19 protein-coding genes and 1 pseudogene are annotated in these 18,618 nt (G+C 40.5%); 7 read left to right on the top strand and 13 right to left on the bottom strand.

Annotated features, from left to right (window positions below; translation table 11 throughout):
- Positions 1–56: 56 nt before the first annotated feature.
- Positions 57–683: a DUF4340 domain-containing protein gene (locus tag HWQ43_RS11270; protein WP_292733057.1), complete on the bottom strand. Its 627-nt coding sequence runs from the start codon at positions 681–683 to the stop codon at positions 57–59.
- A 93-nt stretch (positions 684–776) separates the two neighbouring features.
- Positions 777–2,423, bottom strand: a complete 1,647-nt coding sequence (locus HWQ43_RS11265) for a Gldg family protein (RefSeq protein WP_292733055.1) — start codon at positions 2,421–2,423, stop codon at positions 777–779.
- Positions 2,424–2,556: 133 nt separating this feature from the next.
- Between HWQ43_RS11265 and HWQ43_RS11260 the strand changes: the two genes are divergently transcribed.
- Complete coding sequence (locus HWQ43_RS11260) at positions 2,557–2,931, top strand: four helix bundle protein (RefSeq protein ID WP_292733053.1); 375 nt, start codon at positions 2,557–2,559, stop codon at positions 2,929–2,931.
- A gap of 32 nt (positions 2,932–2,963) precedes the next feature.
- Here HWQ43_RS11260 and HWQ43_RS11255 read toward each other — a convergent pair whose 3' ends face one another.
- Positions 2,964–3,776 (bottom strand): ABC transporter permease, encoded by an 813-nt coding sequence (locus tag HWQ43_RS11255; RefSeq protein ID WP_292733051.1) that lies wholly within the window; start codon positions 3,774–3,776, stop codon positions 2,964–2,966.
- Complete coding sequence (locus HWQ43_RS11250; protein WP_292733049.1) at positions 3,777–4,781, bottom strand: ABC transporter ATP-binding protein; 1,005 nt, start codon at positions 4,779–4,781, stop codon at positions 3,777–3,779. It abuts the gene before it with no gap.
- Positions 4,782–5,071: 290 nt separating this feature from the next.
- Between HWQ43_RS11250 and HWQ43_RS11245 the strand changes: the two genes are divergently transcribed.
- Together HWQ43_RS11245 and HWQ43_RS11240 are read left to right on the top strand one after the other, a co-directional pair.
- The gene (locus HWQ43_RS11245) at positions 5,072–5,212 is read left to right on the top strand and encodes a hypothetical protein (RefSeq protein WP_292733047.1); all 141 of its coding nucleotides are present in this window, start codon (positions 5,072–5,074) and stop codon (positions 5,210–5,212) included.
- Between the two features lie 316 nt (positions 5,213–5,528).
- Positions 5,529–6,656 carry a succinylglutamate desuccinylase/aspartoacylase family protein gene (locus HWQ43_RS11240; RefSeq protein WP_292733045.1) on the top strand — a complete coding sequence of 376 codons (1,128 nt, stop codon included), beginning with the start codon at positions 5,529–5,531 and terminating at the stop codon, positions 6,654–6,656.
- Between the two features lie 255 nt (positions 6,657–6,911).
- On the opposite strand, the gene HWQ43_RS11235 is transcribed toward HWQ43_RS11240, so the two are convergent.
- Positions 6,912–7,994, bottom strand: a complete 1,083-nt coding sequence (locus HWQ43_RS11235) for an ATP-dependent 6-phosphofructokinase (RefSeq protein WP_292733621.1) — start codon at positions 7,992–7,994, stop codon at positions 6,912–6,914.
- Positions 7,995–8,423: 429 nt separating this feature from the next.
- On the opposite strand from HWQ43_RS11235, the gene era reads away from it, so the two are divergent.
- Together era and HWQ43_RS11225 are read left to right on the top strand one after the other, a co-directional pair.
- Complete coding sequence (gene era, locus HWQ43_RS11230; protein WP_292733043.1) at positions 8,424–9,398, top strand: GTPase Era; 975 nt, start codon at positions 8,424–8,426, stop codon at positions 9,396–9,398.
- 104 nt (positions 9,399–9,502) lie between these two features.
- Positions 9,503–10,180, top strand: coding sequence for a response regulator transcription factor (locus tag HWQ43_RS11225; RefSeq protein ID WP_292733041.1), 678 nt, complete (start codon positions 9,503–9,505; stop codon positions 10,178–10,180).
- Positions 10,181–10,332: 152 nt separating this feature from the next.
- Here the strand turns inward: HWQ43_RS11225 and HWQ43_RS11220 are convergent, their stop codons facing one another.
- The 7 genes from HWQ43_RS11220 to HWQ43_RS11190 form a co-directional block, all read right to left on the bottom strand.
- Positions 10,333–10,572 carry a hypothetical protein gene (locus HWQ43_RS11220; protein ID WP_292733039.1) on the bottom strand — a complete coding sequence of 80 codons (240 nt, stop codon included), beginning with the start codon at positions 10,570–10,572 and terminating at the stop codon, positions 10,333–10,335.
- Between the two features lie 98 nt (positions 10,573–10,670).
- A complete protein-coding gene (locus tag HWQ43_RS11215) occupies positions 10,671–10,805 on the bottom strand; it encodes a hypothetical protein (protein ID WP_292733037.1) in 135 nt (44 codons plus the stop codon).
- Between the two features lie 98 nt (positions 10,806–10,903).
- Positions 10,904–11,644, bottom strand: a complete 741-nt coding sequence (locus HWQ43_RS11210) for a DUF3891 family protein (RefSeq protein WP_292733035.1) — start codon at positions 11,642–11,644, stop codon at positions 10,904–10,906.
- Positions 11,645–11,973: 329 nt separating this feature from the next.
- Positions 11,974–12,666, bottom strand: a complete 693-nt coding sequence (locus tag HWQ43_RS11205) for a manganese catalase family protein (protein WP_094349865.1) — start codon at positions 12,664–12,666, stop codon at positions 11,974–11,976.
- A 165-nt stretch (positions 12,667–12,831) separates the two neighbouring features.
- A complete protein-coding gene (locus tag HWQ43_RS11200; RefSeq protein ID WP_094349864.1) occupies positions 12,832–13,110 on the bottom strand; it encodes a GlsB/YeaQ/YmgE family stress response membrane protein in 279 nt (92 codons plus the stop codon).
- Between the two features lie 578 nt (positions 13,111–13,688).
- Positions 13,689–15,071, bottom strand: a complete 1,383-nt coding sequence (gene hemN / locus HWQ43_RS11195; protein WP_292733033.1) for an oxygen-independent coproporphyrinogen III oxidase — start codon at positions 15,069–15,071, stop codon at positions 13,689–13,691.
- 177 nt (positions 15,072–15,248) lie between these two features.
- Positions 15,249–15,965: a heme oxygenase (biliverdin-producing) gene (locus HWQ43_RS11190; RefSeq protein ID WP_292733031.1), complete on the bottom strand. Its 717-nt coding sequence runs from the start codon at positions 15,963–15,965 to the stop codon at positions 15,249–15,251.
- A 1,102-nt stretch (positions 15,966–17,067) separates the two neighbouring features.
- Between HWQ43_RS11190 and HWQ43_RS11185 the strand changes: the two genes are divergently transcribed.
- Positions 17,068–17,532 carry a CBM20 domain-containing protein gene (locus HWQ43_RS11185; RefSeq protein WP_292733029.1) on the top strand — a complete coding sequence of 155 codons (465 nt, stop codon included), beginning with the start codon at positions 17,068–17,070 and terminating at the stop codon, positions 17,530–17,532.
- A complete protein-coding gene (locus HWQ43_RS11180; protein WP_292733027.1) occupies positions 17,511–18,194 on the top strand; it encodes a hypothetical protein in 684 nt (227 codons plus the stop codon). The genes HWQ43_RS11185 and HWQ43_RS11180 overlap by 22 nt, the downstream gene beginning before the upstream one ends.
- Here the strand turns inward: HWQ43_RS11180 and HWQ43_RS11175 are convergent.
- Positions 18,144–18,587 (bottom strand): annotated as a pseudogene (locus HWQ43_RS11175) (IS701 family transposase); the annotation flags it as partial. The gene HWQ43_RS11180 and the pseudogene HWQ43_RS11175 sit on opposite strands and share 51 nt — an antisense overlap.
- Between the last annotated feature and the right edge of the window lie 31 nt (positions 18,588–18,618).

Genomic DNA, 18,618 nt, shown 5'->3' with positions numbered 1-18,618 from the left:
ACAGATGTGCTAATCCATTGTGCGTTACCGAAACATACCACAGAAACCGTAATTGCTTATTTACTATTTGTCGGAGTTGGTAAAGGGGTGCTGAGTCCAGGTAGCTTCTGACTATTATCTACAGGTTGTTTCCACTCTGATAGTTCCCGATTTACGGCATTTGCAAAATCTGTAGATACCAACAGCACATTTATATTACCATCAGGTTTAGCAGCAGGGTCAGCTTGAGCATACAAGAAACGTCCGTTAAAGTTAGATTTACCCAAAAGCAACTGATGGCTTTGTCGGTTTTTCAGAGTGATATTAATAGTTGCTTGGGGTTGATCTAGGGCGAATTCTTTAAGCTCTTTTGCTGGAGTTGATAAAGTACGTTCGCTATTACCTTTGACTAACAAATCCATTAAATAAGAAACAATAGCGTCATTTGCTGGGCCCGATATCGGAGATTTGATTAACCACTTGGGGTTGCTAGAAAATTCAGGGTTACGTTCCAGAGTCAAGGTAAGTTTTTTTATCTTGACTATTAAAGCCTGCACATCATCTTCTGCAAAAGAGAAAATTTTCTGCTTTTGCTCCTTCATTTCTTCTCGCTGAATTGCACCCCGAATTTCATAGAAGTAAACAAAACCACCTAAACCCAGCGCTAGCAGTATCAAAATTAAAGTCGTTCGTGGCAATTTCATTTTTTAATCATTTGTCATTTGTCATTCGTCATTGGGCATAGAAAAAACTCTTCTCCAGTCTCTACTTGTCACTCCTAACTCCTAACTCACTTATTACCGTCGTTTCCACCAAATAATAACTGCGCTCGCAAATCCAATTAAGGGTAAAACCAACAGAGATGACAATATTAAAAGATTAGCTTGTGTGTTTGTCAGGGTTATCCGGCGATTTTTCGGTTCTTTGGGACGAATGGAAAGGGGTTGCTGATCCTCTTGACTCAGCCAAGTAACTGAGTTGAGGAATACATCTCCATTTAATTGCTGTTGAAACAAACCATCGGTGGCGAAATCGGAATTTCCTAAAACTACTAACCGAGACTCGGTGGCTGTTTGAGATGAGAGAGCAGAGGGAGCAGGGGAGGCAGGGGGAGTGGGGGAAGCTTTGCTTTGAGTGGTTGGTGATGGTAGAGGTGAAGGTTGGGGAGTGGAAGTAGATTTGGGTGTTTGTTTTCTTGTTAAGGCAACACCCAAGTTTAGGGGCCCTTTCAGGTCTTTATCTGCATTAAACTCCAATTTTTCGCTTTGGAGGTCGCTTTCTGCCCAACTGTTGGGGTAGGGTTTGGTTCGTAGTAGTGGAGTAGCCTGAACACCAGGCACAGAGGTAATTTCTAGTGGTCGGGCAATAGGATAAAAGGAATTACCGTTACCGAAATCTTTGGTAATTGGATGTTGACCGTATTCTGTGACTAAGGGCGCAGCAGGGCCAAGTCCGACGACGCTTTCGCCAGAGACATCGACAGCTAAACGATTATCTAGACGAACACCCCACTCTTGTAGCAAGCTGTTAAGTTTGGGATCGGTATTAGGATCGATCATCAGCAGTAAATTACCGCCGCGATTAAGATATTCTTGCAAGGCTTTGACTTCACCCTCAAACAGTCCTCGTTTGGGGCCAGCTACTATCACTACAGCCGCATCTTGAGGAACTTTGGAAGTTTCTCCTAAATTCAACGGTGATGTTGTAAAGTTTTTATCGCCTAATACTTGAACTGCTTGTGATATTGCACCTTTACCAGCCGAAAGTTGGCGTTCGCCATGACCTTGTAATAAGTAAACTTTAGCTGTGGTTGAATTTGTTAGTTGTTGCAGGCGACTAGTTAATCTAATTTCTGATAATCGCTCATTTTCATTTACCGTCTGTACTAATTGCCGTTTATCACCAGATTCTAAATAAACTTCTCCATAATCTTTGACACCAAACTTTTCTGCAAGTCCTGGTCTAGCTTGGGGGTCAATATACTCATATTTAAATTTTGAGCTTTGCCTTTGATAATTTTCTAGTAGTTCTCGGTCTTGGGGATTTTGGTTAATATCAAATACCCACACTTTAACTGGCTGTGGTAAAACTCTTACTAATTCGCGTGACTGGGGAGCAAGGGTAAACAATTGAGCTTCTGTTAAGTCTGCCCGCAAGTGATAGCGAGTTCCCAAAAAGTTAATCAATCCCAAAATTGCCAATACTGCCAGAGTCGCCACTAAGGCATTAGTCCCAGCTTGGGTAGAACGACGGTTCCACCAGTTACTCTGGTAGCTTTGCCATATTATCCCCAATCCACTGATGACAATTCCTGTAATTATAAATGCTAATGGAATTAATCCCCATTGTTCAGAGACTAATCCAACTGTTAAGCCGACAGCAATTAGGAATGGGCCCAACCAAAACAGATATTTCCACAGTTTCTTTTTTGCAACTATTTTCATAATTTGTCATTTGTCATTTGTCGTTGGTCATTGGTCATTTGTCATTGAGCGTTAGTCTAAAAATAGTGACAAGTAAAAATATATGGACGAAAATTGAGTAATTAAAAAGAAGATAAGCAATGCAACTGAATAAATGGCGACAAAGCGTTGCCAAGAATTACAGGTTTATCAATTATCAGAAAAGTTGGCAGATGACATTTGGAAAATTATTGAGGGATGGAATTTTTTTGCGAAAGATACGATAGGTAAACAGATTGTACGTTCGGCAGATAGTATCGGTGCCAATATAGCAGAAGGTGTAGGAAGAGGTAGTTTTCAAGAAAATAGACGTTTTATAAAAATAGCGAGAGGCTCTTGGAATGAAACTCAACATTGGTTAAAACGGGCTTACACTCGTAACCTTTTAACTACCGAACAGAAAAATGCAATCAAAACAATCATTAACGAACTAGCACCAAAATTAAACTCCTACCTAAACTCAATTGGCAATGTCCCGGATGACTCATAACAAATGACTAAGGACAAATGACCAATGAATGACTATTGCCTTTGAAAACGCAGTGCATCAATTGATTGAGATGTGAGAAAGATGCCCAAAAAAATGTAACTGGCAAATAAAATTAAAGCGCTAGTATCAAAAATGCCTTGGATTAAAGTGTTGTAATGTTTCAGCAACGATAGATAACCTAAAGCTTCGCCCACAGGACCAGGAACAATTTTGGCGATTAAATCAATCAATAACAATAATAAGATTACTGCAAAGGTAAGAACGGCAGACAAAATTGTGCTGTCTGTTAATGAAGAAATAAACATCCCTACAGATAAAATTGCCGCTGCTAGTAAGATTAATCCAAAATGACCCAGCAAGGGAATTGAAGGTGTCATTGGTGGATTTGAACCGCTGATGGCGATCGCTTCTAACACTAGCATGGGTACAACCATTGTGATAAAAAATGTTATCACGCCTAATAATTTACCTACAGCTACCGCCCAATTGGTGATTGGTGAGGTGGCTAACAGTTCTAAAGTGCCCCGCTTCCGTTCTTCGGCATAGAGTCCCATTGAGAGTATGGGCAGGATAAACAACAATAGCCATCCCATACGATCCAAAAATGCTCGGACAAATTCGTAGGGGACATCTATTGGTGGGACTGGTACTCCCAGCTGTTGCCCTTGTGCATCTATTGCCGCAACTCCTACCAAAATGCCGTCTGGCCCTAGCAAAATCATCACGAAGAATAACCCGGCGATGAACCAAAATATGCCTGCGATCGCATAAGCTAAGGGCGATACAAAATAACTCTGTAACTCTCGGCGATAAATGGCAATAATATTACTCAGCACTATACCCATTTACGCTGCTTCTCCTTCGTTGTCTGCTGCTAAGTCTACATCAGGATCGAAATTCTTTTCTTCTGTGGTTAGTTGCAAGAATACGTCTTCTAAGGTGGCGTTAACCCGCCGCAGTTCGTGTAAACCGAATCCCGCACGCACTAATGTTGTGGCAATATCCTTTCCTGGCTCTTTTCCTGGTTGCGATATTACCCGCAAATAAGCGCGGTTTTCCTGGGGTTGATGACCTCCGGCTGTGGGAATTGATTCTATCAGGCTCACACCCGCGACTTTTTGCAATACCTGTTTTGCTAAGGCAGCTTCTCCTTCTATTTCCAACTCATACCCAGAACCACCTGTCAATTGAGTCATCAGGTTTTCTGGTGTATTAGTTGCCACAACTTTACCGCGATTAATTATAGCGACGCGGCTACAAGTCATGCTTACTTCTGGCAGAATATGTGTGGAAAGAATAATTGTGTGAGTACCAGCGAGGCTTTTAATTAAATTCCGCACCTCAATTATTTGTCGGGGATCGAGTCCGACAGTGGGTTCATCGAGAATAATCGCTGGTGGATCGTGGACGATCGCTTGAGCAATTCCTACCCTTTGGCGGTATCCTTTAGAGAGTTTGCGAATAATTACCCGCCGTTTATCTTCTAAGTTGCAGCGTTCGATGGCGGCTGTCACCTTATTGGGGCGATCGCCTGCTGGAACTCCCTTAATTCGGGCGACAAAATGCAAAAATCCCTCCACCGTCATGTCTGGATATAATGGCGGTGTTTCGGGTAAATAACCAATGCGTTGGCGCACAGCCAGGGAATTTTCATGGACATCATAACCAGCAATCCGGGCATTTCCATTGGTTGCCGGTAAATAACCAGCCAGAATCCGCATGGTTGTGGTTTTTCCAGCGCCATTGGGACCCAACAACCCTAAAATTTCCCCAGGCTCGACGCTAAAGGTGACATCAGTAATCGCTGGGGTAGAGCCGTATATTTTACTCAGATGTTCAACTTCAATCATCCGTATAGTGGCGATCGCAATTTATAGAATACCCAACAATCTTAGATCGCAATATTGAGTATGGGGGACTGGCACAAAGATTAGCTGACAAGGGGTAAAGTTCCTGAAAAAGCTCTTTAGGGACTTCCAAATAAAAAAACATCCCAAATTTTCTTGTGGGATGGTTGTCAATACGGTTCGGGTAAGCACTTTTCATATCCGTTGTGGTTTGGGAAAAGGAGAAAGGCTAAGGGGTAAAGGTTTGAATTCACCTTTTTCCCTTTTCCCTTTAACCGAACCGTATTGGCTCAGTGACTATCGTAGACATCGCACTTCTGAATAACTACCTTGTCGTGACCAAAACGATCGCTTTGGTGATGAAAATGATCGCTTTGGTTATAAAAAGAATCGTTTTTGTGGCAAACACTTATGCGATCGCAAACAATACTTAAATAAAACTTATGAATTGTTTGATGTTGGCAATAAATCTTGCACTGAACTTACGACTCTGTTTCTAGCCTGTCTCGCACTGTCCAAATTGCCTCGCGCACCTCTCCCGCGCACTCTTCACCCGTCGTCTCGCGCCAAAAGTTACGGAATAACGTAGACGCTTCTCTACGAGACGCTACGCGAACGGCTTGCCGCAGGCTACCACAGAGGCACAGAGGGCACGGAGAAATCAGAGTTTGAGAGATAATTTGCGTAAGTCCTATTTTAATTCACTACAGATACAGCGATAATTTACTCAAATCATCACTGAGTTATTTCATGCAGCCAGTTATTGAAACTATTGCTTTACGTAAAATGGCTTCGGGCGATCGCCTATCTTTACAACTATACAAATTCATCGGCGCTAAACCTGGTAAAAAGGTTTACATTCAATCTAATCTGCACGGTGCAGAAATTGCTGGCAATGCCGTTATTCACCAGTTAATTGAGTTTTTGCTAACAATAAATGATACAGATTTAACTGGAGAAATTTGGCTAGTTCCCGTTTGTAACCCAATGGGGACAAATGAACGCGCTCATCATTTTTCCCCTGGACGTTACTGCATTTACGAGGCCAAAGACTGGAATCGCATATTTTGGGACTACGAGAAAGAAGCTGATGATTTAGTAGCTTTTACTAAATCTCAACTTCATAGCGATCTAAAGGTCATTCGACAAAATTATCTAACTATAATTAAGCAACAATTTGCGAAAATTTTAGAAAAAATTAATTCTCCTAGTGCAGTGCCATACACTGAGCTTTTTGCTTACAAACTACAAACTTTGAGTCTAGATGCAGATTACTTAATTGATTTACATAGTTCTACAAATCAAGCATTAGACTACGTTTATTACTTCCAAAATCGAGAAGACAGTGCAAAATACTTCCTACTAGATTTTGGAATATTGCTTAATAAATATGATGGTGATGCTTTTGATGAAGCTTTTATCAAACCTTGGTTAGCACTAGAAGCTTGTTTTAAAGAGTTGGGTAGAGATATCAAGTTTGATGTGGAAGCTTGGACACTGGAATTAGGCTCAGGAATGCAAATGAACCGTGATTCAGTTGCTAAAGGTGTACGGGGTGTGAAAAACTATTTAGCGCAGAAAGGTGTAATACAAGTTTCTAATTTATCAGAAGACACCAAAACTCATACAATGACTTTTGCATCTAGCAGCAACCGGAAAAAATATTATGCGATCGCAGGTGGTATGATTCAATCCAGAATCGAATTAGGTAGCACAGTCAAAGCTGGAGAAAAACTGTATCAGATTCTCAGTTTTAATAAAGAAGGTCAACTACCTACTGTAATTGATGTCTGCGCTCAACATGATGGATTAGTTTATGATGTCGCAACTAATCAGGCTGTGAATGAAGGCGAGTTTGTACTAGGAATTGTGAGTTAGAGCATGGGGCATTGGGCATAGATATTCATGTAATTGTCATCACATACTAAACATGAAAATTTCTTTCCCTATTCTCATTCTCCAGTCAGTTTAGTCTCAAAACGGTTCGGTTAAGGTTTTTTAATGAAAATTCCAGATCACAAAAATGCGATAAATCATCACAAAGACGCGATAAATCGCCGTCTCTACAATAATTAGTCTTTTGTAGAGACGGCGATTCATCGCGTCTCTTGCCTTAACCCAACAGCACTGATTTCAGTCTCCCAAATAAATACTCATACCACGAGCAGTTTTAACTAAAGTACCATTGGGATCGACAGCGCTATATTGAGCGATCGCTTCTGTAATTGGTACACTTAATACTTGGCGATTTTGCCAAGTCACCATGCGATCATATTTATCCTCTGCAATTAGATTAACTGCCGCAACACCAAAAGCAGTTGCAACTAATCTATCTAGTGGTGAAGCAGTTCCACCCCGTTGAATGTGTCCTAAAACTGTGACTCGCGTTTCTACACCGATGTGCTGAATAATTTCATCGGCTAAATATTCGCCAATCCCACCGTATCGAGATTGACCTAAGCGATTGGTAATCGTCACATTTTCACCATCTTGGGTACGAACTGCTTCAGAAACAATAATCAAACAATAGTTTTTGCCTTTTTCTTGGCGTTCTTTGATTTTGTGGCAAATATGCTCAACTGTATAAGGAATTTCGGGAATTAAAATTACATTTGCTCCCCCCGCAATTCCCGCAGCTATGGCTATGTGTCCGGCATCACGACCCATTACTTCTAAAATCATGACTCGGCTATGACTTGCAGCAGTAAAATGTAACCGATCTAGTGCTTCTGTGGCAATATTTACTGCTGTATCAAACCCAATAGCGTGTTCAGTAACGCCAATATCGTTATCAATGGTTTTGGGAATACCTACTAGATTAATACCGCCTTGTTGAGCGAGGCGACGCAAAATTGCCAAGCTACCATCACCGCCAACACCAATCAAAGCGTCTAAACGTAGTTCATGATAACCTGCAATAATTTCTTCAGAGCGATCGCATAAACTTCCATCCGCCATCGGAAAGGCAAAAGGGTCGCCTTTATTGGTTGTCCCCAACATTGTGCCACCCGCAGTTAACAATGAGTCAACTTGGTCAACTTCCAACTTGGTGAATTGTGGCGGACGTGCCATTAATCCTAGAGTCGCTTGACGGATTCCCAAAACCTCCCAGCCGTAGGTATTTACAGCACAATTTACTACAGCCCTAATCACAGCATTTAAGCCAGAACAATCACCTCCACTCGTAAGAATTCCTATGCGTTTGGGTTCTCCCACATCTTTTATTGACATTTTGATCCAAATGTATACGTTAAAAAGTTGATGAAACTTAAGCTAAAGTTAGCAGCAGATTAAACCTAAGCAAAAGTCCTACCTGTTAATGCCAAAGTAATTTTATGTTTCTTTTGTATCTAAAAACAAAACTAAGTCTAAAAATTCAGCAACTCTTGAGCCAGAAGTCAGAAGTTATGTGAGTTTGGTATGATTGCCGATAAAATGAGGTAAACTTGGAGTTTAATTTTTTTAATATTCTGACTACTGAATTCTGACTTTTGAATACTACAACTAAGGTTATCTCAGCTGTAAAATATAAGTGTAGAGTCGGTAGTAGATTAAACCTCGGCAAAAGCAATCCCTAAAAATGCCAGGGTAATTTTATGCCTATTTTGTGTCTAAGAAAAAACCAAGTTATCCCAGCTATAAAATATGAGGGTGGAGCCAAAGGTGACTAGTATTGAAAATTACACTTTCTCTTTTTCAGGAGAAGTAACAATTCCCCAGGCTCCTCCTGAGTTTAAATCAGGTTTTATCGGCATTGTTGGTCGTCCAAATGTCGGTAAATCTACTTTGATGAATCAATTAGTAGGACAAAAAATTGCCATTACATCACCAGTAGCACAAACTACACGTAACCGTTTGCGCGGTGTATTAACTACACCAGAAGCGCAGTTAATATTTGTAGATACGCCAGGAATTCATAAGCCCCATCATCAATTGGGCGAAGTATTGGTGCAAAATGCCAAAATTGCCATTGAATCGGTTGATGTAGTCTTATTTGTGGTAGATGGAGCAGTGGCTTGTGGAGCCGGCGATCGCTACATTGCTGAATTGCTCAGTCGCAGCAAAACACCAGTAATTCTGGGTGTGAACAAAACCGACCAACAACCGGCTGATTCGCAGTTTCTAGATGATAGTTACGCTCAGATGGCCCAGTCTCATGAATGGGAAATCGTGAAATTTTCTGCCAAGACTAGTACAGGATTACCGCAACTTCAAGAGTTATTAATTGAACATTTAGAAATTGGGCCATTATATTATCCTCCAGACTTGGTAACTGACCAGCCAGAACGCTTTATTATGGGTGAATTAATCCGAGAACAAATTTTATTGTTGACTCGTGAAGAAGTACCCCATTCGGTTGCGATCGCCATTGACTTAGTAGAAGAAACTCCCAGCATTACCCGTGTACTTGCTACCATCAACGTCGAGCGTGATTCCCAAAAAGGCATACTCATTGGCAAAGGTGGAGCAATGCTCAAAGCAATTGGTAGTGAAGCCCGCGAACAAATTCAAAAATTAATCGCTGGCAAAGTTTATCTAGAATTGTTTGTGAAAGTCCAGCCAAAATGGCGACAGTCGCGGATTAGTTTAGCAGAGTTAGGCTATCGGGTGGAAGAATAATAATTGGTCATTTGTCATTAGTTATTAGTCATTGGCAAGCAAAGGACAAATGACAAAGGACAAAGGACAAATGACAAATGACAAATGACTCTTAATTAATAAAAATGTCTTTAGATACTCGCTATCCCTTAAATTTACCGGTCAATGCTCCGCCATTGCGCGTGTTAATTGTCGAAGACGATCCGATGATGCAACTGGGATTAGAACAATCGTTAATGGCTCATCCTCAGTTGGAGATTGTTGGACAAGCTGAAGATGGTTATTTGGGAGTTCAAGCCGCACTGCAACTGAAACCTGATTTGGTGGTTATGGATATTGGATTGCCGCGATTGGATGGTATTGCGGCAACACAGCAAATTAAGGCGGCGTTGCCAGCAACTCATGTAGTAATGCTGACATCTCATCAAACGGAGACAGAAATTATTGCGGCATTGTCTAGCGGTGCAGATGCCTATTGTATCAAAGGTGCAAGTGTGGAACGATTGTTAAGTGCGATCGCAGCCGCAGTTGATGGCGCAGCCTATCTCGATCCCCAAATTGCACGGCGAGTAATTGATAATCTCAAACCGCCTTCACCCACCACCAACAACGCCAACTTATCTGGGCGCGAGTTAGAAGTGTTAAAGCTGATGGTAGACGGGTTGAGTAATCCCGAAATTGCCGAAAAACTCTATCTCAGTCCCAACACCATCAAAACTCACGTCCGGGGAATTATGAATAAATTAGCAGTGGACGATCGCGTGCAAGCAGCAGTTGTGGCACTGCGTTCTGGATTGGTTTGATTATCTTATCTGGCGATCGCCACACCTTTTGCTTTCAAGTTAGCACGAATTTTAATCCCATTTACAACTAGAGACGTACATATATATGTACGCCTCTATAGCTGATTAATTTGTTGCCAAGATGTTTGAAAAATAGTCGATCTCAATGCATTTCAGTTAAAAGAGTTTGAGAATTCATTAGGGTCTACATTAGCAGGAAATAACAAAATTTCCTTGCCTTCTAAACTTGCCTTATGGTGAAGCAAAATTGCTTTTTCCAAAGAACAATATTTAATTGGAACCCATCTGTCGCTATAAAAGTAGACAGTTACTCGGCTCATTGCATACTCTTTCAACAGCAGTGGAAGAGACCAGGACGATTCCACAGTTTGAACCTTACCTGTTGAGTCCATGCTTTGAACCTCAGTTATTAAGTATATTTACTTTCACTGATTGGAATGATTTAAAGGAACTATCATAAGTAATAACAATCTGGCTTAACAGTATATCTTTAGATAAAAGTTAAAATCATTAAAACTGCTCTCACGCTCTTGGCACGAAATGCGATCGCTACTTCTTGTGTCTTTGCAGCTTGGGTTATATCCACAGCATCACCCCCTGGAATAGTGGTTACTGAGATTGCCATTGGAAAAATATAAGTAGGGCTTTAATTGAAGAGTGCGATCGCATAAGCTAGTTTTTTGTACAGCTATTTTCAGCTAAATAGCTGTAAGCTTTATGCATCTAACTCTTAACGAATGTCCACTCCAGTATCTTAATCGGGGCTTCTTGTAGGGCTTTAGTTAATTCGCTGCTACTCTCAAATTTCACCTGGGAGAGGTCGCAAGCTTCAACGTTGACTGTGAATTTATTATCCTGGAAGGGCCAGGGTTTGACAACAACCAACTTATCACTGCGCTGCATGATGTCATAGCGCTCACCTTCAGGCCCCTTGCTAATTTCTAAAAACCGTTCATCGTCAGGTAGTTCTTGCTGACATAAAATGAGAGAAAGGCGATCGCACCATTGCATAAATGCATAGGCTGCATCAACTTCTTCCTTTTTTATGCCCAATTCTTTGCGCCAACGTTGCTGATTTTGAAGTTGCTCGTCTAAAAGTTTGTCTAATTTTGAAGACTTACCCCGGCTTGACTCATTTAAACGGCTGATGTGCATAGAAATTAATAGAGCCACCCATCGTCCACGGTAAAGGGCATTCTTTGCCAAATTAGCCAATTTATCGACACCTGCATCTAAATCGGCATTTGTGGAGAGCATGAAGTCCTTTGGCGCACCCGCTTCAGTCAGAATATCTTCTTCCCACTCTTTTTCTAGATCATCGTGATGAGAAATTGCAGTTATAGTTTCATATAACCTTGCTGGAGCATCTTTGCGTCGCCACTGTCCCGCCAGTTGAGCTGCTAATAAAGCATGGGCACGATGATAAATGACTTCCCAACCATTTGACGTAGCGTTGACAATCACAAGTTAATCTCCTGATTTTGAGTTTTGATTTTGAGTTGAATTAATTTTTGAAGTCAGAAATGTTGGGGTAGTAATTGAAGCAGCGATCGCTCTAACTTTTTCAGTGTTGCGGAATATTTATAGCTATAGCTATTTCCAATTGAATGTAATAGCCAAATACTCAGCAAAAATCCCCGGCTTCATTAGAAAAGTCGGGAATATTGTTTGCTTGCTAAACGTAGCTAAACAGCCCAAAAATTGCTAAATAAGGTGGGTAAATAACCCACTTGATGATTGGGATTTTTTCACAATTTCCCAATCATCTGTTTGCTCAAAATCAACCTATGCAATTAAGAGTGGCTTTCGAGCGGATTAGCAATATATTTGAATGTTGGCTCAGAATTCCAAGGGCCACGCTCATCCTTACCATCTCCGTTTGTAGATAGATTGTAGTAAAGAGCAACAGTTTCATCTGGCTTAATATTACCAAAGAATGGATCTGTCAACTTACCTAGTGAATCTAGAGCTTTCATAAACATCTGAGTATGAGAAATTTCTCGTGTTAACAGATGCACTAAAGTCTCTTGGGTTCCTTTATCGGTTGCCAACTTAATCAATTCTTCGTAAGTTTGACGAGCGCCAGCTTCAGCTGCAACGTTAGCTCTTAAATCACGCACTACATCTCCGCCCTCATTCAAGTAATTTGCAGTCCAAGCATTACCTTGGCTATCTAGAAAATGAGGACCAATTCCTCGGACTGCAAAAAGAGTACTCTTGTAAGCCTCTGTTTGATCTACATTTTTAGTATGAGCCTCAATGAGTTTACCAACCATTTCTAAATGGCTAAATTCCTCAATGGCAATGTCTTGGAGCATATCTTTAATGCCAGCATTTTCGACATGGAATGATTGAACCCAATATTGAAGTGCTGCGCTAAGTTCTCCAGTAGCTCCGCCAAACTGCTCTAGTAGCAACTGAGCAAAACGAGGGTTTGGTTCACTAACGTTAACTGCATGAATAGGCTCTTTTTTGTGGAAAAACATAGATTTACACTTCCCAAAATTTGGTGTTACACAATGAATCAATTTATCTTTTAGTTTTTTCCAGATAGAGCTAATTTGATGTTTGATAGCTTCTTAAGCTGGTGAACTAGAAGATTGAATAAAATACAGTAGTTATCTCAGGGTTAGATAACTGCCAATCAGCGGTTATACATTGCTGCTTCTTCTGATTAATCCCCATAGGTAAATAGCAACAATTGCACCAAGCACAGCCACTAAAATACCAGGAAGAGTTAAACCAGCGCCAGCCGCAGTAATTTGCAGAGTTCCTGTTCTTAACAAGGTAAATAAACTTCCACCGACGAAAGCACCAATGATACCCAAAATCATTGTGGAGAGAATTCCGCCGCCTTGATAACCAGGATAAATAGCTTTAGCAATCGCACCTGCCAAAAGTCCTAAAACTATCCAAGCAATAATACTCATAACCGCCTCAACAATCTCACTCACTTAATATCTAAGTTATCAAGTTTAATTCCAAATTCTTTCTACCAGATGGGGTAAATGCTAAATCCGAAAGTCATACAAAATAATTTATATCCAGATTGGATGATAATTGGCATATTTTACATTTTCATATTAAACGAAATTTTTCTAGAAGTTATTATAAACATTTATTTATTGTCTGCAAAATCAAGTATTAACTGACTGAATCAATCTATCATCTTTTATCTCTGCCTTAAGGCATAAAGTTTATATCTAACTTTTTGGGGATGTATTAAAAATATTTATCTCTAAATTTTTTGAAAATTTTCGTTATAGTTGATCATGAATTAGCTATATAAATAATTAACCAAGCTTTTTGCATATTTTTTATTTAATAAATTTACTCCAATTGTCTTCTGACTGCCTATCATGCTTTTGCTTTGCTTCATGCACCACGCAAATAAGTTCAAAAATAAAATCGGATTGCTATAGTCTTAATAATATCCCCTCAACTTTTATTCTTAAGGTAGATTGAGGGGATAATATGTGGTAAACATTTGCAGCTTGCAGAAGTGATATCAAATAGCGCGAGAGAACTTTGTCTCTTGCGTTCTTGTGTGAGTATCAAATATGACGACAATGTTTCTTACTAGTAATCTACCAATGTCGGTAATCTGAATTTGATTTTTTGATAAACTGACTAGACCATCGGCTTCTAGTGGTTTTAACGCCTCTAGTTCCTCAGAGAAATATTCATCAAAACTGATATGATATTTGTTTTCAATATCTTGCTTATGAAGTTGAAAATGAGACATAATACCCATAATCACATCCCGTCTAATAATGTCATTCTGAGTGAGCTTGATACCTTTACTAACAGGTAAGCTACCTGCTGCTAGTGTCTGATAATAATCCTTTAACTCCTTGTGGTTTTGAGCATAAGCATCTTCTAACATACTGATGGATGTAGCACCAAAACCAAATAATTCTGTCTCGGCGTGGGTAGTATAGCCCTGAAAATTGCGTTTGAGAGTGCCATCACGTTGAGCGATCGCTAATTCGTCATTAGTTTTGGCAAAATGATCCATCCCAATAAATAGATATTCGTTATTCGTCAATTCTTCAATGGTCATTTTCAGAATCTCTAACTTTTCCTCTGCTGGGGGTAGTGCCTCTTGGGGAATATTTTTTTGCGTGGGTTTGAGCCACGGTACATAAGCAAAGTTAAAGACAACAATTCGGTCAGGATCTAATTCAATCGTCTTTTTCAGCGTCTCATGAAATGTCTCGCGGGTTTGATAGGGTAAACCATAAATTAGGTCTACATTCACACTTTCAAACTTAGCTTCTTTGATCCAACTCATGACATCAAAAAGCATTTCTTCTGGCTGGACACGATTGACAGCTACTTGAACTTGGCTATTAAAATCCTGAATGCCAAAACTAATGCGGTTAAATCCAATCTGTCTCAGAAAAAAAATGTAGTCTTTATCGATATAGCGGGGATTAATCTCAATTGAGATTTCTGCTTGGGAATCGATGTTGAAATAGCGATTGATGTTTTTCCATAAAAATTCAACTTGGTGAGGCTCCAAGTAATTAGGAGTACCACCACCCCAGTGGATTTGCAGCACTTTTCTATCAGAATCGATTAAAGCTGCGGTGTTTTTAATGTCTTGAACCAAAGACTCCACGTAAGGTTTAGCAATATTCTTGTTGTTGGAAATTACTGTATTACAGCCGCAGAAGTAGCAAGCACTTTGGCAAAAAGGGATATGGAAATACAAAGAAAGAGGAGTTTTGCGTTGATTTGATGCTGCGATCGCGGCCTTAAAATCAGTTTCAGTGAATGTTTCGCTTAACTCTGTAGCGGGCGGGTAACTGGTATATCTAGGTGCGCGAGTGTCGTACTTTTGAATCAGATCCAGATCAAACTTGACACCAGGTAATAGAAAAACCATTGAGTTGCTTTCCAATGAATGAAGGGAGTATTTAATGGGGAGCAGGGAGGACAAGGGAGACAAGGGAGACAAGGGGAATTATTGAACAAGTTTTTCCCTTGTCTACCTTGTCTCTTCCCATGCCCCATGCCCAATGCCCAATGCCCAATGCCCAATGACAAATGACAAATGACAAAATTAATTAGCCGCAGCTACTTCAGTGCTACCTGAATTTTGAGAACGAGTGAGGCTATTAAAGAGAACTTGGCCGAGTGCTTTAATTAAACTTCCCTCTAACTCTTGAGTCATCTTTAAATTGAACCCAAAGGCATTATTGGCTTCTGCAACAATCCGTTCTGCTGTTATATCATCAACGGGCAATGCATTTAATGCCTGACGATACTTATCCTTAAATGCCTTTTTGTCAGGAATTTGCTCAAAGTTGTAAAAGGATGTGCCTTCATAGCCAGAAAGCTTCAGGGCTGACTGAGCAACTTTTTGTAGCATTTGACCCCCAGAAAGATCGCCCATGTAGCGAGTGTAGGCATGACCTAGCAATAAGGCTGGTTCACTAGCAGAAATTTCCCGAATGCGGTTAATGTAGCTCTGGGTAGCAGGTGAGGCTGTAACTTGCTCTCTCCAATTATCCCCATAATAGAACACCATATCTTTTTCGAGCGAGGATTGGCGATTAAGTTCCAGAAAGTAAACTGCACTAACCACAGGATGCTCTCTATGGCTCTCTAATGCGGCTTCTAGTTCGCTGTAGACGTAATACAAGTTGCTTAAGAATTTGGCGAAGCAGTCTCTATCCACGACTCCTTGCAAAAAACATTTCATGAATGCCACATTTTCCGCTGATGTGTGGGCTTGTTGAGTTCCAGAGCGAAGTTTGATGGCTAGATTGCTACTCATTGTTGCTTCCTTCATGTTTAAGCGCAAGGTTTCTCGGCAGCCACCGACTCACGATGCCTGCCACAGCCAACTAAAAAATTGTTATTCTAGGTTGAGAAAGGATTTGCATCACTCTATCCAACAAGTACAACTGCCGATGCAAATCCCAGCTATTTTTATTTATCCTAAGATTATTTAACTATTCATTCATATATAACTATTAAGATATTAATATTTATTTATGTTTTTCTGATGCTCATGTTCAGACACATCCCAGTAGAAGCGCAAGGACTTGCGCCTCTACCGCGTAGTCTATTTACCTGAAAAGCGATGCCCACGGCGGCAAGCTATTTGAACTCATTGTAAAATTCTGCCAAAAATTACCCTTGATAGTCTCCACTATTGGGTATTCATTGCAGACTTACCTAATCAAACCCGTCGATATTGAATCATTGAGACGGACAATTTACTGGACATCTGCTGACAAAGAATGTAGAGATGAGTTAGCGCAGTTAGGTGAAGCCTAGTACCGCAAGGCGGAATTAAAAATTAAAAATTAAAAATGAATACAGCATAAGCATTTCATTGATTTGGAATGGTGAAGCAGTCCGGTCTTCTCCCATAGCGCCAAGGGGGTTCCCTCCATGAGGAACTGCCGTTAGCGTAGCGTAAAGCCTTCTCTTCGAGAGGCTGCGCCAACGGCATGGCTTCGCTTAGAGCGAGCCTGCGTTCGCTTTTAGCGTCTCGTAGAGAGCGTCACCCGAAGGGGTGGTTTATTTCCGCCGTGTTGTACTAGTAGTCTAACTTTGCATTTCTACAAGGATTTCAATGCTACTGAAGGACAAATTTAACTTAATCTTATCCTTTTTTTGATTTGTTCTTAGTTGTGCTAAGACTTTTAATACAATAAATTCTATTTAATCAGTATAAAATTCTTCTATAAAAATCCGATTTAATTTTTGAAAAGCTTGCCTTCTATAGCTTTTAGTGATGTAAATAGAGCTTCAGTATACTTAAGAAGATTAATACCGGATTCTTAAGAATTCTATGTGATATTCTCAAAACAGATTTAAGGATTCCGCTGACTGTTTGGTATTGTCCTCACTAAATCAGGATAAATTCTATGTATCGATTCCAGATCAGTGCATACACTCAAACGGGCGAATCCATTGGTCTGGTGGGTTCTACTCCAGAGTTGGGATTGTGGGACATTAGCAAATGTGTTCATCTGCGTACAAGTGGCGATCGCTATCCTTTATGGTGGACATATATAGAAATTGATATTCAAGAGTCAGGCGATCGCCAGAAAGTTGAATACAAGTATGTGCGTCTCGATGCAAACGGTAATGCCCGATGGGAGAGCTTACTAGATACAAATCGCTGGATTCCCATTGATTCTAACAATGACGCCAACACAATTATTGTGGATGATGGCGCATTCGGTTATTTACAACCTTATCCGTTCGGATATATTGAGAACCCTGCTGTCCGAATACCCCTAGATGAAGAGTCTGAAGGGTTAAAAATCGTAGTCATTGGCAGTTCCGTTGCATTAGGTCATAAAGCTTGGTTTGGGTCTGGCTGTTAGCACAGGCTTTACAGCAAAAATATGGGCATAAACTCGTGAATGTGTCAGAGGTGGGGGCGAATGTCAGCAGAACGATCGCTCCCTATTGGCAAGAACTACAAACTGTACTGCAAAGTAAAGCTGGATTTATATCAGGTATTTACATTACGAAGTCTGTCAAGCCGGGGATGCTCCCTTTCTTGGCTGTAGAGGATGGCGTGATCGCAACTACAATAAACATCCCCCCAAATACTGATCTAGAATATAGTACCGCCTTCAATCTCTTTTCGCCGAACAACGTTTTATTCTATGACGGACATTTGGGGATTTTGCAAGCGGATGAACGCCACCTCTGGATAATCAACGAATCAGAAAGCGAGTACAACATCCAGCCGATGTGGACGGAGGTTTGTAACGCACTTCAAGCGATGCCATCGGGTGTTTATGAAGATCCGCTTTATCCCGATGTCCCTTTTCGCACGATGATGATTGGTAAAGATGGGCTAGAAAGCCGGGTGGAAGCACCACCTAAGTCTGCGGTGTTGTTCCAATACAAATGTGAGTTATCGGATATCAGTCGTGTGGCGATTCTTCCCCTTGGCGATCGCTATCAGCAAAATAGCTCAACCACCGTCGTTTTTGAAACTTTTCCTAAATACTTTCACTTGTCCAAACTTTTTTAGATGTACTATTAAACCAGTATCGGGAATTTCTAGATTTTGAACTTGGGTAAAATTTTTACCATCGACTGAACATGAGCGATTTTTCGCTATCCCAGTTAAAAACCTCAATTCCCTGTATTTAAAGAATTTTATGTTGTCTTTGCTGGAATACCAAGCGTCAGTAGTTACTGTCTCAGGCTCTAACCCCCAACCTAAAACCTCAGTAATCATTTCTCGCAAATAATCATTCTTTGTCTTACCTTCTTGTTTGTTATAAATGCGTAAGTTCTAAGGTACAGACTTACCAGATACGTCAGTATAATACAAAGTAATTAACTGAATACCTTTGACTGTACGGTGATGTCTTCCCGAATAATAGTAACTAATTACCCCTCTTTTATCACTCTCGACAAAGTATAATTAGGGGCGATCGCAAAAACACCAG

It is taken from the genome of Nostoc sp. JL31 (assembly GCF_017114965.1).
In the GTDB taxonomy this organism is placed as follows: Bacteria; Cyanobacteriota; Cyanobacteriia; order Cyanobacteriales; family Nostocaceae; genus Nostoc; species Nostoc punctiforme_A.
This window is presented reverse-complemented; position numbering and strand designations above follow the sequence as displayed.